Below are 15,011 nucleotides of genomic sequence, written 5' to 3' on the forward strand. Positions count from 1 at the left end.
ACCACCGGGCCGGGGAGGCGTCATGCGGGCCGCGCTGATCGAGTCGTGCGCCCGGCCGCCCGTCCCCGCCGACCGGCCGGTGCCCGCACCCGGGCCCGGCTGGGAGGCCGTACGGGTGGCCGCCGCGCCCATCACCCCGCTGGACCTGCTGTGCGCGGGCGGCACGTCGTACTTCGGCGTGCCGGACCTGCCGTACGTGCCGGGAGTGCAGGGGGTCGGCACCGCCGGCGGGCGGCTCGTGTGGTTCCCGGCCTCGGCCGGGATGGCGCCGGGCGACGGGAGCATGGCGGAGGTGGCCCTGGCGCGGTCGGAGGATCTGGTGGAGCTGCCCGCCGGGGCGGACCCGTACGCGGTGGCCGCGCTGGGGTTATCGGCGGTGGCGGCGTACATGGCGCTGACGTGGCGCGGGGAGCTGCGCGCCGGCGAACAGGTGCTGGTGCTCGGCGCGGGCGGCGTGGTCGGCCAGGCCGCGGTGCAGCTGGCCCGCCTGGCGGGGGCCCGCCGCGTGATCGCGGCGGCCCGCTCCGCGGCCGCTCTCGAACGCGCCCGCCGGACGGGCGCCGACGCCGTAGTCCCCCTCGGCCCTTGCGAGGACGCGCACGCCGCGACCGGGACGGGGACGGCGGCGGAGGTGGCCGAGCTGGCGGCTCGGCTGAACGCCGCCTGCGACGGGCCCGTGGACCTGGTGCTCGACCCGCTCTACGGCGTGCCGGCCGCGGCGGCGGCCCGCACGTTGCGCGAGGGCGGCCGGCTGGTCAACCTGGGCGGCTCGGCGTCGGAGACGTGCGCGCTCGACTCCTCCACCCTGCGCAGCCGCTCACTGCGGATCCTCGGCTACACCAACACCTCCCTCACCCGCGAGCAGCGCACCGCCGCCATCACCCACGTCGCCGAGCAGTCGGCGGCCGGCCGGCTGGCGGTGGCGTACGAGGTGATGCCGCTCGACCAGGTCACCGAGGCGTGGCAGCGCCAGGCGGACGGCACCGCGAAGGGCCGCATCGTCCTCCGCACCGCCTGACGGGGGGCTCCCGGACGTCAGGCCGGACGCGCGGCCCGGCTCAAGGGCCGCGCCCCGCCCGGACAGGCGTGCTGGTCAGAGGTCCTTCGCGGTGTAGAGGCGCAGGCCCACAGCATAGGACCCGGCCAGGGCCGCCACGGCGAGGACGAGCAGGACGGCGACGGCGGCCGAGGAGGAGGCGGTGGCCACGGCGGCCACCCGTTCCAGCGTCGCCAACGCGCCCTCAGGCAGCAGCGAGCCGAGCACCGGGAGGGCCACCGGCACCAGCAGCAGCGGGATGAAGGACAGCAGTTTGGACCGCATGTAGCCGAACTTGAGGTAGAAGGGGAACTGGACGCCCACCACGACACCGACACCGGCCTGCACGGCGGCCGTGACCAGGAGCAGGCCGCTCAGGTCGAGGTCCCGGCCGGTGACCGCCGACTGGACGATGCTGAGCAGCATCCCCACCGCGCCGGCGATCAGCACGGCCACGGCCGCGGTGAGATAGCGGGCAGCGACGACGTCGCGGCGCCGCAGGCCCAGGCCGGCGTAGAGAATGTCGAGGCCGAACCTGTCGGCGAGCGCGAACGGGTAGTTGAGCCCGAACACGAGGTAGGCGAGCAGCATCGCGGGCGCGACGCGCGGGTCGCCCTGGTACAGGGAGACGCCGACCGCCAGTACGGGGATCAGGGCGAGGGTGCGGCGGTAGGGCCTGAGCGCGAGCAGGTCCAGCCGGATGGCGCGAATCACGGGGGTCATGTCAGCTCCGTCCCAGGTAGGCGACGATCTGGTCCAGCCTCGCCGGTTCCACGACGACATCGTCGAGACCGGCCAGGTCGGCGGCGGGACCCAGGCCCTCGAAGCCGCTGCGATGCTCGCGTACGGCGACCAGCGCCTCGCGCAGCGCCGGCGACAGGTCGGCGGGTCCGCCACGCACCAGCCGGTAGGCGTCGAGGAGCTCGTCCGTCGTCGCCGCCGCGAACACCTCGCCGCCGAGCAGCACCGTCACGTGGTCGGCGATCGTCTCCAGATCGGCGGTGATGTGGGTGGAGAAGAGGACCGCGCGGCGGTCGTCGACCAGGACGTCCTGGAGCGTTTCCAGCAGTTGCTCGCGTGAGGTGGGGTCGAGCCCGGACGTGGGCTCGTCCAGGATGAGCAGCTCGACGTCGCGGGCAAGGGCGGCCGCGACCATGAGCTTGGTCGTCATGCCGCGCGAGAGGTCCTTGACCTTTCGCTTGCGGTCCAGGCCGAACCGGTCGAGGAGCGCGCGGTAACGCTCGGTGGACCAGGCCGGGCCGAACATGCCGACCGCGCGGCCCACCTCGTCGAGGTTCCAGTCCTCCGCGTATGTGGCACGGTCCAGAACGGCGCCGACGCCGGGGTGCCCGCCGGTCTCGGGCGTCACCTCCCGGCCCAGCACCCTCACCGTGCCCGAGTCGGCGTGGAGCAGGCCGAGCAGGCATTTGATCAACGTGGTCTTGCCGGAGCCGTTCGGCCCCACCAGGCCCATGACGTAACCGCGCGGGAGCACCAGGTCGACATTTCTGAGGGTGAACCCCTCGAAGCTCTTGGTCAGGCCGCGGATCTCGATGGCGTTCTCGACGGCCATCACGCCTCCTTGGGAAGTTCGAGGAGCTGGTCGAGCATCTCCACCAGCTCGTCACGGGTCAGGCCTGCGGTGCGCGCACGGCTCAGAGCGGCGGACAGCGCCTCCTCGACCTCGCGCAGGAGCTGCTCGCGGACCAGCTCCGGGCTGCGTGGGAGAACGAAGCTCCCCTTGCCCTGCACGTTGGCGATGTAGCCCTCCTGAGCCAGGTCGTTGTAGGCCCGGGTGGTCGTGATGATGCTCACCCGCAGGTCTCTGGCGAGCGCGCGCAACGACGGCAGGGGGGAGCCGGGCGGCAGATCTCCGGCCAGGATCGCGGCGACGACCTGGCGCTTGATCTGCTCGTAGATCGGCACTCCCGAGGAGTTGGAGATCACCACGCGCACGCGCGCACCCCTTCACGGCGAATCGGCGTCACAGCACCCTTGCGACTGCTCATACTGTACATAGGCAATATATACAGTGTTCGGCGCGGGTCGTACGGGGACCCGGCTCAGGAAAGGTGGCGCAGGCACAGCGCCGTCGTCAGCGGGCCGGGGTCCGGGGGCGGTTCCACCACAGGGACAGGGACAGGGCCGCGGTGATGAGGACGGCGCCGCCGGCGGCGAAGGCGGCGGACGTGTCGACCTGTTGCCGGACGACGGTGAAGCTGCCGGGAAGGGAGTCGAGGGCGCTCTGGAGCTGGCCGGCGTTCTCGGCGCGGTGGTAGGAGCCGCCGGTGGTCCGGGCGATCTGCTTGAGTGCGGGCTCGTCGATCAGCCGGATGTTACGGCCGCCGTCGAATCGGCCGCGCCCGCCCCCGAAGCCGCCGCCCCAGCCGCCGAAGCCGCCGTCGAACTGGGAGTTCTCGCACACCATCGGGGCCGGGTCCGTGGTGCCGAAGCCGATGGTGAAGACGCGGACACGGCGCAGGGCCGCCTCCTCTGCGGCGGTCTCGGGGTCGACCCCCTGGGTGTTGGCGCCGTCGGTGAGCACGACGATCGCGGCGCCGGCGTAGCCTTCCCCGCCGCCGCGCGGGTTCGCCCCGGTGGGGGCGACCGACGGGTCGACCTCCGCGATCGCGTCGATCGAGGTGAGCATGGCCTGCCCGATCGCGGTGCCGCGGGCCACGGTGAGGTCGTCCAGCGCCTCGATCAGCGCGTCGGTGTCGTCGGTGGGCGGCACGAGCAGGCCCGCGGTGCCCGCGAAGGTGACCAGGCCGATGCGCGGCCCGCCCCGCTGCGACTCGATGAACTCCGCGGCGGCCTTCTTGGCGGCGGTGATGCGGTTGGGGTCGACGTCCGTGGAGCACATGGAGCCGGAGGTGTCGAGCGCGAGCAGGATCGTCGCCGACGTCTGCGGCACCGGCACCGACGCCTGCGGCCGCGCGGCGCCGACCGCCAGCACCGCGAGCCCGGCGACGAACAGCGCCGGGGGGATCCGCCGCGTCCAGCGCGTACGGCCGGGCAGGGCGCTGCGTACCAGCGCGATCGAGGTGACGCGCACGGCGGCCCGCCGGCGGCGGCGCCGCGCCCACCAGCGAATGGCGAAGAGCAGCGGGACGACCAGGACGGACATCAGCGCCCACGGCCAGGAGAACGTCATTCAGATCACCCGCCCGGACCGCAGCACGGTGAGCGCCGCTCCCGCGGTGAGCAGCGCGAGGGCCAGCCCGATCAGGGCGCCGGCGAGGGGCAGCGGCTCGTCGGAGACGGTGAGCCGCAGGTCGATCGTGTCGGCGATCCCGTCGAGCCGCGCGGCGTCGGAGGCGGGATGGTAGGCGCCGCCGGTGGTCTGCGCGATCAAGGTGAGGGTGTCCTCCTCGAGCGAGGTCTGCAGGTGGTAGCCGTCGACCTGCACCGTCGCCCCGGCCGTGGTGCCGACGCCGACGGTGTGGATGCGGACGCCCGCCTTCTGCGCCACCTGGGCGGCCCGTTCGAGGTCCGGGCCCTGGTTCTGGCCGTCGGAGAACATCACGATCGTCGCGGACGGCCAGTAGCCGATGTCGGGCGCAGTGTCGGGCGCAGTGTCGGGCGCAGTGTCGGGCGCAGTGTCGTCGTCGCGGCCGAGGGCCACCTGCTTGCCGGTGATCGCCGACAGCGAGGCCATGATGGCCGCCCCCAGCGAGGTGCCGCCGGTGACCTTCAGGCGGTCGATGGCCTTGAGCGCGACGGAGTGGTCGGCGTCGGGCCGCGCGGTGGTGAGCGCGCCCCGTTCGAACGCGACGACCCCGATGTCGACGCTGCCGGGCTGCGCCGCCACGAACGCGCGGGCCGCCCGCTGCGCGGCCGCCAGCCGGGTGGGGGCGACGTCGTCGGCGCCCATGCTGTTGGAGACGTCGATGGCGAGGATGACGGTGCCCGCGGTCCGCGGGACCGGCACCATGGCCGCCGGTCCCGCGGTGGCGATCGCGAGTATGCCGACGCCGGCGATCGTCAGGCCGGCTCCGAGGTACGCCCGGCGTCCGCCCGCCACGGTGCCGCCGGCCGCAGTGAGGCCGGCCGCAGTGAGCGCGGCCACCCGGCGGCGGGCCGAGACGACGGCGGCCCAGGCGAGCGCCGCCGTGACGAGCAGTCCGGCGACCAGCAGCAGCGGGGACGAAAGGGTCACGAGGCTCCTCCGACGACCGCGGTCATGGCGACCGGTCCCTGGTCCGGGCGACGACCTCGACGAGCGCCTCGGCCAGGTCGCGGTCGGTGTCGACGCGGTGGACGGGCACCCCGGCCCGGCGCATGCCCGCCGCGAGCCGGGCGTCACGGGCGTCGACGGCCTCGCGGAAGCGGACCCGCAGCAGCGGGTCGGCGGAGTCGACGACGAGCTGCTCGCCGGTCTCGGCGTCCTCGACCACGATCAGCCCGGCTTCGGGCAGCACGTCGTCGGCACTGTCCACGATCCGCAGCGCGACCACCTCGTGCCGCCGGGCCAGGCGCTGGAGCGAGCGCTCCCAGTCGCCGTCGCCGATGAAGTCCGACAACACGACGATGAGCGCGCGGCGGCGGGCGAGCCGTCCGGCCGCGTCGAGCATCTCCGCCAGGTCGGTGGTGGCGCCGCCGCGCGCCCCTGCGGTGCGGTCGCGGGTGCGTTCCAGCTCGGCGCCGATCCGCAGCGCGTGCCGCCGGGTGGTGCCGGGCGGCACGACGCGCAACATCCCCGTGTCGAACAGGAGGGCGCCGACGCGGTTGCCGCCCCGGCCGAACAGCCGGGCCAGGACGAGCGCGAGCTCGGCGAGCACGTCGTGCTTGCCGCGTCCCGGCCGGCCGGCCGCCATCGACGCCGACCGGTCGAGCACGAGCCACACCGTCAGCTCGCGGTCCTCGGTGAACACGCGCAGGTGCGGCTCGTCCAGCCGCGCGGTGACGTTCCAGTCGATGTGCCGGGCGTCGTCGCCGGCGCCGTAGGGGCGCAGCCCGGTGAAGTCGATCCCGGAGCCGCGGTACGCGGTGCGGTGGGCGCCCTGGAGCCGGCCGTCGAGCCTGCGGACGACCTTCCACTCCAGGCGGAGCAGGAGTTTGTCGGGGGCGGTGGCCATGGCTCAGCGGTTCTGCAGGACGACGTCGGGCGTCCGGACGGCACCGAGCACCCTCGTGATGATCGTGTCGGCGTCGACGTCGTCCGCGAGGGCCTCGTACGACAGCACGAGGCGGTGGCGCAGCACGTCGAGCGCGAGCTCGGACAGGTCGTGCGGCAGGACGTAGTCGCGGCCGCGCAGGAACGCCAGCGCCCGGGCGCCCGTGACGAGCGCGATGGACGCCCGCGGGCTCGCCCCGTAGGTGACGTACGGTTCCAGCTCGCCGAGCCCGGCCGTCGCGGGAGAACGCGTCACGGAGACCAGCCGTACCGCGTAGTCGACGATCGCCGGATCCACGTACACCTGCTGGGCGCGGGCCCGCATCGCGACCAGGTCGTCGGCCGTCACCATCGGCTGCGGCGGCTCGGGCGGGCGCAGCGCCCGCCCGACGATCGCCTGCTCCTCGGCCTGCGTCGGATAGTCGACGACCACCTTCATCATGAACCGGTCGACCTGCGCTTCGGGCAGCGGGTAGGTGCCCTCCGACTCGATCGGGTTCTCCGTCGCCATGACGAGGAAAGGCTCCGGCACCCGGAACGTCTCCCGGCCGATCGTCACCTGATGCTCCTGCATCACCTCCAGCAGGGCGCTCTGCACCTTGGCGGGGGCGCGGTTGATCTCGTCGGCCAGCAGCAGGTTCGCGAACACCGGGCCGAGCTCGGTCCTGAACTCCCCGGAGTGCTGGTGGTAGACCCGCGTGCCGACGAGGTCGGCGGGCACCAGGTCGGGGGTGAACTGGACGCGCTGGAAACTCCCGGAGATCGCGGCGGCCAGCGACCGCACCGCGAGCGTCTTGGCCAGGCCCGGCACGCCCTCGACGAGCAGGTGGCCGTCGGCGATCAGCGCGACGGCCATGCGCTCCAGCAGGACGTCCTGCCCGACGATCGTGCGTTTGACCTCGAACAGCACGTGTTCGAGCGGATGGGCCGGCTCGGGGGACGTCGTCGAGGTCATGGTGTCCCTTCTCGTGACGCTTCGATCGACTTCGGTCAGATCTGCGGTCCGCCCGGCGGTCCCTCGCCTTCGTCGCCGCCCAGGGCCACGCCGATCGGCACCGCGAACGCGATGCCGGCGAACGCCTCGTCGCCTCCCGGGTCGGCGATCGAGACGACGATGCCGATGACCAGGCCGCGGGCGTCCAGGAGGGGGCCGCCGGAGCTGCCCGGGTTGACGGAGGCGTCGAACTGGATGAGCCCGTTCAGGTCTCCTTCTTCGGCGCTCCGGTTCAGGCCCGACACGACGCCGGTGGAGACGCTGTAGGTCAGGCCCAGCGGATTGCCGATCGCCACGACGGGCGCGCCCACGGGCGGGGCGCCGCCGAGCGTCGCCGGGACGACGATCTCCGGCAGCCGCGCGGGCTTGAGGGTCGCGACGTCGCGCTCCGGGTTCGACGACGCCACGACGGCCTTCGCCTTGGTGCCGTCCGCGAACCTCAGGGTGACGTCTTCGGCGTCCTCGACGACGTGGTGCGCCGTCAGAACGGTCCCGTCCTCGGCCGCGATCACCCCGGTGCCGAGGGACTTGCCGGCCTGGATGACCACCACCGACGGCCCGACCCTCTCGAAGACCTCGGCCGTCGTGAGCGTCGCGCTGGGCGTCGGTGTCGCGCTGGGCCCGGGCGGCGCCGCCCCTTGGCCGTCCCCGCCGCTGGTTCCCAGCCAGTACGCCAGCACCGCGACGACGACGAGTGCGCCGCCGACGGCGACGAACCGCCGAGCCTTCCCGGCCACGGCCCCCGGAGCTCCCTGAGCCTCGGCCGCACCGGCTTCCTGCGGCACGCGCTCCATCGTTCCATATTGATAAAAGTCTGCTCAAAGTGCCACAAATACACCTGAGAACTCCATGAAAACCGCGTCCCGCACTCCGCAAGGCGAAGTCACCGCCGGGCGGCCGTTGCGGCGCTGGTACGAAGGTAATACCATTGAACCCACTTGGGGTCGAACCCCGTGAGGGGAGCAGATGGACACTCGCCACTCCCCCGTCGACGCCATCGCCGGTGACCGAACAACGCGCGTCCCTTCAACCACCTCCTGCCGGCGGCAGACCGGCGCCCGAGCAGGACGATGACCTAATTAGGAGGAGCCATGGGCAAGAGCGGACGAGTGTTCGTGCGCGGACTGACCTCGCAGACATACGGCCTCGGAGAGTTCCGGCGCCGCCAGCTGGCGGTCGACCGGGTACGTGACGACAGCGTCGTCGTGGACGACGCGAAGGTCGGGCACTCGGGCGACAGCGCGAAGAGCCGGACCTGGTGGCGGATCGGCCCGGGCGACGAGGACTTCCTCACCCAGACCATCCAGGTCCACTTCGTGGAGCTGCCCCCCGAGTCGTCGAACCACGGTCACGGCCACCAGAACGAGGCCGCCTTCTACATCTTGGAGGGCCGGGGCTATGAGATCCACGACGACCAGCGCTACGACTGGAACAAGGACGACCTGGTCTTCGTGCACACCGACTCGGTGCACCGGCACTTCAACCCGTACCAGGAGCGTGCCGTCGCCCTCGTGGTGAAGGCGAAGTGCACGTGGATGTTCATGGGGCTCATCCAGCAGGGACGGTCGGGGCCGGTCGAGGAGGAGGACCGCTTCGGGCCGCGTGAGGACTGGTCGCGCATCTGGACCCCCGGGGTGCTCGACCGCAAGAAGGTGATCTCTCCCGCGGACACGACCTGGCAGGACACCCCGCTCGGACGGGTCCGCGTCATGTCCTCGCCGGAGCGCACGGACGCCCGCATCTTCAGCGTGGACGCCTTCGAACTCGACATCCCCGAGGGCGGCCACAGCGGCAAGTACTGGAAGATGGCCGACGAGGTCTACTACGTCCTCGACGGCGGCGGGTACGCGCTCCAGTGGGAGGTCGAGGCGGAGATCGCGGAGAAGTACTACGCGAGGATCGCCCGTGAGCCGAAGCGCTATGACATCAGGAGGGGCGACACCCTCTATGTCCCGCAGAATCACGTCTGCCAGATCTTCGCAGCGGACGGGACCCCGTTGCGTCTGTTCAACGCGCAGAACCGCGTCTTCAAGCACCTCGGCTACGACACCGTCCACTACTTCGAGCCGGCCTCGACCACGACGGCGTGACCACGCGGACGACGACCGGCGTGCGCCGCCCGCGGTGCAGGACAAGCCCGCTGGACGGCTCGACCACCGTGACGTCGTCCCCATGAAGACCGCCTCGCTCCAGCCCCCGGAGCGAGGCGGTCGCCGTCTGCGCCGACGGCGACCGTCCCGCCCGCACGGGGTGGGACGACGAGCCAGGAGGGCCGCCGCCCGTCCATCGCCACAGGCGCAGGTCGGCCTTTCGAGCACGGCCGCAGCCGAAGAGAGGCACTGCCTGGCGGGGGCCGCCAACCGGACTGGGACGAGACGAATGGCGCGGCCGGGTCGCCGCCGTGGCCGCCAACGCCTCACGGACCGGCCGCCGCACAGGACGCCGGGCTCGAGCTCGCCCACACCGTATGGTCACCCGGAACGCCTCCATGGGCATCGCTCGGGAGCCGACCGGCCCACCCGCGACCATCGAAGGCCGATCACTCCTGAGGCGTCCCGAGCGAGACCTTCCACGAGGCACACGGAGAGTCCCGGCAAGAACCGGGAAGACCACGCGCTGATTCACGCGATGCGAGCCGCGCGAAAAAACCCGATGGCGTGGGTGGCGTGCAGCAGGTCGCGCCAGAGGGCCTCGTCGTCCGGCGCCAGCGGCAGCGCCGAGCACACGGCGGCCTCCGCGGCGTCCGGCCGGCCCTGCGCGAGCCGGATCTCGCAGAGCCGGTGCGCCCCGTCGGCCACGGTGGCCGTCACGTCGTACTCCACGTCGTTTGCCCACCTCCACAGCCAGCTCACGGCCGGCTTGCCCACCCCACAACCGGCTCGCCCACACCACAGCCCAGCCGACGGCCGGTTCGCCCACACCACGACCGATTCGCCCGGCCCACGGCCCAGCCCACGGCTCGCTTGCCCGCCCCAGGGCGTCGAGTGTCGCGGTCTGGCGGGAGAGGATCTCCAGGTGACGTCCGGGCGTGGAGATGGCGTCGTCGCCCGGCCGCGGTGCCCGGCCTGAGCGCGCGGTGCATGCCGCGCCGGGTCTCCCTCGGCGCAGATCAGGTCGAGAACGCGTCAACTGAGCCGTGAGCGGGCAAGCCGGCCGTCGGCTGCGTCGTCGCCGCGAGAGTGGTGACGCTGCGAATCTGTGCGCTCACGCCGCTCCTACATCGTCACCGTGTTCGACGACCCACAGGGACGGGGACACTCCGGGAGCTTAGTGGTTTAATGGTATTACCTAAATCCCGGAGAGGATGTCCATGTCACGCAGGGACCAGCGGCGTCGCCCTTGGCGGGCGCAAGACACCGGGCCATCTCCACAGAGGCGGCCGTTCCGACCCGACTTCCGGAGGACCTGATGAGCAAGGGGACACTGATCGTCGGCGGCAGCCAGGCCGGCCTGCAGGTTGCCGTGTCACTGCGGCAGCTCGGCGACACCTCGCCGATCGTCCTGGTCGGCGAGGAGGAGCATCCGCCGTACCAGCGACCGCCCCTTTCGAAGGAGTTCCTCGCCGGCGAGGCGGAGCTCGACTCGCTGGCCTTCCGCACACCCGACTTCTACGCCGAATCCGGAATCGACCTCGTATGCGGTGAACGGGTGTGCGAGGTGAGCCGGTCCCCGTCGGGCCCTCCCGGGTCAGGAGTCGCGACGACCACGAGCGGACGCGAACTGCCCTTCGACCGGCTGGCGCTGACCGTGGGAGCGGGCGCCAGACGGCTCCCGGTGCCCGGCGCCGACCTCGGCGGGATCTGCTACCTGCGCGCGTACAACGATGCCGCCGATCTGCGGACGCGGCTCGCGACCGCCACGAACGTCGTCGTCGTCGGCGGCGGGTTCATCGGCCTGGAGGTCGCCTCGGCGGCCCGCGCCCTCGGCCGGTCCGTCACGGTGGTCGAGGCCGCGGAACGACTGATGGCACGGTCGGTGGGACCGGTGGTCTCGGAGTTCTACCGCCAGGCGCACGCGCGCCGCGGCGTCGACGTCCGGCTCTCGTCCGCGGTGTCCGGGTTCCGGGGCGAACGCGGCAGGGTCACCGGCGTCGAACTGTCCGACGGCACGTCCCTGCCGGCCGATCTGGTCCTGATCGGCGTGGGCGTCCTCCCCCGCACCGAACTCCCCGAACAGCTGGGGCTCGTGTGCGACCAAGGCATCGTCGTCGACGCCCATGCCCGCACCAGCGACCCCTCGATCGTCGCCGCCGGCGACTGCACCGTGCAACCGCACCCGATCACCGGGGAGGGCCGGGTCCGGATCGAATCGGTCCAGAACGCCGTGGCCCAGGCCAAGGTGGCGGCCGCGACGCTGCTCGGCCGGCTCGGCAACGTGATCTCGGTCCCGTGGTTCTGGTCCTATCAGGGTGACCTCAGGCTGCAGATCGCCGGCCTCGCCACCGGCCACGACAGCCAGGTCGTGCGCGGCGATCCGGACGACGAGCAGTTCTCCGTCCTGTACTACCGGGACGACCGGCTGCTGGCCATTGACGCCGTCAACCGGCCGGCCGACTACATGGCCGTGCGCAAGGCCCTCGGCCAGAGAGCGACCATCCCTCCCGACCTCGCCGGCGATCCCGCTCTTCCCCTGAAATCCCTCGTCAACGCCGCCGGGACGGTGAACGGGATCGGCGAACCGCTTGTGCGGGACAAACGGTTCTGGTCTAATGGACATACCATAGCAACTTAATCGGCGCCTCCGGCACATGGGAGTTGAACGACCGTGAGAGGGACATGGGCACCTTGTCCAAAGTGATCTACATCGACAGCGCCGGTCGCGAGTACGCCGTGGACGCGACGGTCGGCGACACGGTCATGGCGACCGCGGTCAAGCACGGCGTCCCGGGGATCGTCGCGGAATGCGGCGGCAACTGTTCCTGCGCCACCTGCCACGTGTGGGTGAGCGCGGAGTTCGCACCGGTCGTGGGACCTCCCAACGACATGGAGGAAGACCTTCTCGACATGGGGGTCTCGGAGCGACGCAGCACCAGTCGTCTCTCATGCCAGATACGGGTCACGGAGGCCCTCGACGGCCTGACCGTGGAGATCCCCCCGGAACAGCCATGACACCCGGACCCGGCAGGACCACGGCCCGGAGCCGCGGGTCCGTTGCCGCCGGCGCGGCGCCGGTCCATCACCTGAAGGGGAAACAGCCGTGCTGAGGAAGGACATCAACCAGCTTTTGACGCAGACCGGACCAGGGACGCCGATGGGCGAAATGTTCCGGCAGTACTGGATTCCCGCGCTGCTCGCCGAGGAGCTTCCCGAGAACGACTCACCGCCGGTACGCGTGAAGCTCCTGTCCGAACGTTTGATCGCTTTCCGCGACAGCGAAGGGCGATATGGCCTTGTCGACGAATTCTGCGCGCATCGCGGCGCTTCACTATGGTTCGGTCGCAATGAGGGATCCGGCCTGCGCTGCCCCTACCACGGCTGGAAATACGACGTCACCGGCCAGTGCGTGGAGGTGCCATCGGAAGCGGACAACAGCAGTTTCTGCGAGAACGTGAAGCTCACCGCGTACCCGCTGGTCAAGGTCGGCGACATCCTGTGGACCCACATGGGCGACCCGGCCAGGCGGCCGGACCTGCCGGAGTTCGAGTTCGCGCATGTCCCGCCGGAGCAGACCTACACCTCCAAGCGGTGGCAGCAGTGCAACTGGCTGCAGGCGTTCGAGGGCGGCATCGACTCCAGCCACGTGACGTTCCTGCACTCCGGCGGCCTGAAGTCCGACCCGTTGTTCAAGGGCGCCAAGGGCAACGAGTACAACCTGAACGACACCAAGCCGTTCTTCGAGGTCGTCGAGAGCGAGGGCGGGCTCTTCGTCGGCGCCCGCCGCAACGCCGAGGAGGGCAACTACTACTGGCGGATCACGCCGTGGGTGATGCCGGCCTTCACGATGGTGCCGCCGCGCGGCGACCACCCGGTGCACGGCCACTTCTGGGTGCCGATCGACGACGAGAACTGCTGGACGTACTCCTTCGACTACCACCCGGTCCGTCCGCTGACGACCGCGGAACGCCAGGCCATGATGGACGGCTACGGGATTCACAGCAAGAACATCCCGGGGACCTACCGGCCCGTGGCCAACATGGACAACGACTACCTGATCGACCGCGAGGCGCAGAAGCGCGGGGAGACCTACTCCGGCGTGGCGGGCATCGCCATGCAGGACGCCTCCCTTCAGGAGAGCATGGGGCCGATCGTGGACCGTTCGAAGGAGCGGCTGGTCCCGGCCGACAGCGGGATCATCAAGGCCCGCCAGAGGTTGCGCAAGGCCGCGATCGCGCTGCGGGACGAAGGCGTGACGCCTCCCGGGGTGGACACGGCGCACCACCGGGTGCGCTCGGCGGCGGTCGTGCTGCCGGCGGCCGAGTCGTTCCTGGACTCCTGCCGCGACGCGGTCAAGGCCACTCCCGGCGTCCGGCACGCGTCGATCTGAGATGCCGACGCTGCCGATGTACGCGAGCGAATGCGCCAGGGCGGCCTCCGCGGAGGAGTCCCGCTACCGGATCACCGTGCCCATCGCACCCGCCAGGAACGCGCGCGTCATCGCGCTGGACGCGAGAGCCACGGCGGTCGCCCGGCGCCTGTCCGACGGCCCCTGGGCCAACGCCCGGTTCTACACCTGCGAGAACGCGCCCGGCGGCGGGCCGGTGGACGCGGCCGTGCTGCACGGGCTCGACGGTGCGCCGGCCATGCTCGACGACCTGCTGAGGGGCACCGACGTGGTGGTCATCATCGCGACCGACGACTCGGGAGGGACTCAGGCCGCCGCCATCGGCAGAGCCTGCGGCGTCCGCGCCATCACCACGGCGGGGGTCGTGCTCGGCGACGGCTTCGAGGCCGACGACGCGGTCGCCGCGCTGCGGCCGTACGCCAGGGTGCTGCTGCTGTCGGCGGATGAGAGCGACGCCTTCGAACTGCTGCGGGCCCTGAGGGTCTAGGACGTGCGAGAGGTCGCCCGTGTGGGGCGACGACGGAGGAAGGCGACGGCGAGATGCCGGAGAAGATCACCCTGCGCACCCTGCAGGGAATGAAGAACGACGGTCGCAAGATCGTCGGTGTGGTGGCCTGGGACTACCAGATCGCCCGTATCGCCGATCGGGCCGGGGTGGACATCGTCTCGGTGGGCGACACGGTCGGCGTGAACCTCTGGGGACATGCCAATCCCCTGGAGGTCACGATGGACCAGATGATCGTGGTCGCCCAGGCGGTCCGCCGGGGGGTGAGCAGGGCCCTGGTCAGCGCCGACTTCCCGTTCGGCCCCTTGCAGGAAGGCACGGACAGCGCCCTGCGCGCGGCCATCCGGTTCGTCAAGGAGGCCGGGGTCGACATGGTCAAACTGGACGCGGCCCCGGACTTCCTCGACTCGGTCACGGCGATCACCCGAGCGGGGATTCCGGTGTTCGCGCAGTTCGGCATCACTCCGCAGACCGCGCTGCGCTACGGGGTCGAGTACCACGCGATCCCGTCCAGCGACGACCAGGTGCCGGTGACGATGCGGGACGCCCTGGTCGCCGAGGCCAAGCGGCTGGAGGAGGCGGGCGCCGTCCTGCTCAACTTCACCAACTCAGGGCCGGTCGTCGGAAGGGCCGTGGCCGAGGCCGTCTCCATTCCGGTCGTCGGAGGGTTCGGCGGCGGCCCGTGGCTCGACGGCCGGATGCGCATGGCGCACGCCGCCATCGGCTACGCCGCGTCGGCCGTCGACGACCCCCCGGACACCTACGCGAACGTGGCGCGGACGGCCCTCGGCGCGATCACCGCCTACGCCGAGGACGTGCGCGCCGCCCGTCAGGTCGCCGGCGGCATCCCCGTCCCACC

Annotated in this window: 16 protein-coding genes; 7 read left to right on the forward strand and 9 right to left on the reverse strand. The window is 71.7% G+C overall.

Going from position 1 to position 15,011, the window contains the following annotated elements:
* Nucleotides 1-22: 22 nt before the first annotated feature.
* Nucleotides 23-1,018 carry a quinone oxidoreductase family protein gene (locus C1J01_RS22890; protein WP_111181023.1) on the forward strand — a complete coding sequence of 332 codons (996 nt, stop codon included), beginning with the start codon at nt 23-25 and terminating at the stop codon, nt 1,016-1,018.
* Nucleotides 1,019-1,093: 75 nt separating this feature from the next.
* Here C1J01_RS22890 and C1J01_RS22895 read toward each other — a convergent pair whose 3' ends face one another.
* The 8 genes from C1J01_RS22895 to C1J01_RS22930 form a co-directional block, all read right to left on the reverse strand.
* Complete coding sequence (locus C1J01_RS22895) at nt 1,094-1,759, reverse strand: ABC-2 transporter permease (RefSeq protein WP_181448916.1); 666 nt, start codon at nt 1,757-1,759, stop codon at nt 1,094-1,096.
* Nucleotide 1,760: 1 nt separating this feature from the next.
* Nucleotides 1,761-2,609, reverse strand: coding sequence for an ABC transporter ATP-binding protein (locus tag C1J01_RS22900; protein ID WP_111181025.1), 849 nt, complete (start codon nt 2,607-2,609; stop codon nt 1,761-1,763).
* Entirely contained in the window at nt 2,609-2,992 is a 384-nt protein-coding gene (locus tag C1J01_RS22905; RefSeq protein ID WP_111181026.1) for a GntR family transcriptional regulator, read from the reverse strand. The genes C1J01_RS22900 and C1J01_RS22905 overlap by 1 nt, the downstream gene beginning before the upstream one ends.
* 139 nt (nt 2,993-3,131) lie before the next feature.
* Complete coding sequence (locus tag C1J01_RS22910; RefSeq protein ID WP_111181027.1) at nt 3,132-4,190, reverse strand: VWA domain-containing protein; 1,059 nt, start codon at nt 4,188-4,190, stop codon at nt 3,132-3,134.
* Nucleotides 4,191-5,195 (reverse strand): VWA domain-containing protein, encoded by a 1,005-nt coding sequence (locus C1J01_RS22915; protein ID WP_111181028.1) that lies wholly within the window; start codon nt 5,193-5,195, stop codon nt 4,191-4,193.
* 22 nt (nt 5,196-5,217) lie between these two features.
* Entirely contained in the window at nt 5,218-6,114 is an 897-nt protein-coding gene (locus C1J01_RS22920) for a DUF58 domain-containing protein (RefSeq protein WP_111181029.1), read from the reverse strand.
* 3 nt (nt 6,115-6,117) lie between these two features.
* Entirely contained in the window at nt 6,118-7,107 is a 990-nt protein-coding gene (locus tag C1J01_RS22925) for an AAA family ATPase (RefSeq protein ID WP_111181030.1), read from the reverse strand.
* Nucleotides 7,108-7,142: 35 nt separating this feature from the next.
* Nucleotides 7,143-7,940 (reverse strand): S1C family serine protease, encoded by a 798-nt coding sequence (locus tag C1J01_RS22930; protein WP_111181031.1) that lies wholly within the window; start codon nt 7,938-7,940, stop codon nt 7,143-7,145.
* A gap of 297 nt (nt 7,941-8,237) precedes the next feature.
* Here C1J01_RS22930 and C1J01_RS22935 point away from each other — a divergent pair, with 297 nt between their 5' ends.
* The gene (locus tag C1J01_RS22935; protein ID WP_111181032.1) at nt 8,238-9,236 is read left to right on the forward strand and encodes a cupin domain-containing protein; all 999 of its coding nucleotides are present in this window, start codon (nt 8,238-8,240) and stop codon (nt 9,234-9,236) included.
* Nucleotides 9,237-9,767: 531 nt separating this feature from the next.
* Here the strand turns inward: C1J01_RS22935 and C1J01_RS22940 are convergent.
* Nucleotides 9,768-9,968, reverse strand: a complete 201-nt coding sequence (locus C1J01_RS22940; protein WP_146615693.1) for a hypothetical protein — start codon at nt 9,966-9,968, stop codon at nt 9,768-9,770.
* A 586-nt stretch (nt 9,969-10,554) separates the two neighbouring features.
* Between C1J01_RS22940 and C1J01_RS22945 the strand changes: the two genes are divergently transcribed.
* The 5 genes from C1J01_RS22945 to C1J01_RS22965 all read left to right on the forward strand — a co-directional run.
* Nucleotides 10,555-11,877, forward strand: a complete 1,323-nt coding sequence (locus C1J01_RS22945; RefSeq protein ID WP_111181034.1) for an NAD(P)/FAD-dependent oxidoreductase — start codon at nt 10,555-10,557, stop codon at nt 11,875-11,877.
* A 62-nt stretch (nt 11,878-11,939) separates the two neighbouring features.
* Nucleotides 11,940-12,254 carry a 2Fe-2S iron-sulfur cluster-binding protein gene (locus tag C1J01_RS22950; protein ID WP_220040054.1) on the forward strand — a complete coding sequence of 105 codons (315 nt, stop codon included), beginning with the start codon at nt 11,940-11,942 and terminating at the stop codon, nt 12,252-12,254.
* Between the two features lie 142 nt (nt 12,255-12,396).
* Nucleotides 12,397-13,629, forward strand: a complete 1,233-nt coding sequence (locus C1J01_RS22955) for an aromatic ring-hydroxylating dioxygenase subunit alpha (RefSeq protein WP_220040055.1) — start codon at nt 12,397-12,399, stop codon at nt 13,627-13,629.
* Nucleotide 13,630: 1 nt separating this feature from the next.
* On the forward strand, nt 13,631-14,134 hold the full coding sequence (locus C1J01_RS22960; RefSeq protein WP_111181036.1) for a 3-methyl-2-oxobutanoate hydroxymethyltransferase: 504 nt from the start codon (nt 13,631-13,633) through the stop codon (nt 14,132-14,134).
* 53 nt (nt 14,135-14,187) lie between these two features.
* On the forward strand, nt 14,188-15,011 hold an 824-nt coding region (locus tag C1J01_RS22965), incomplete at its 3' end, for a 3-methyl-2-oxobutanoate hydroxymethyltransferase (RefSeq protein ID WP_111181037.1).

This window comes from Nonomuraea aridisoli, from assembly GCF_003236395.1.
GTDB classification, from domain to species: Bacteria; Actinomycetota; Actinomycetes; order Streptosporangiales; family Streptosporangiaceae; genus Nonomuraea; species Nonomuraea aridisoli.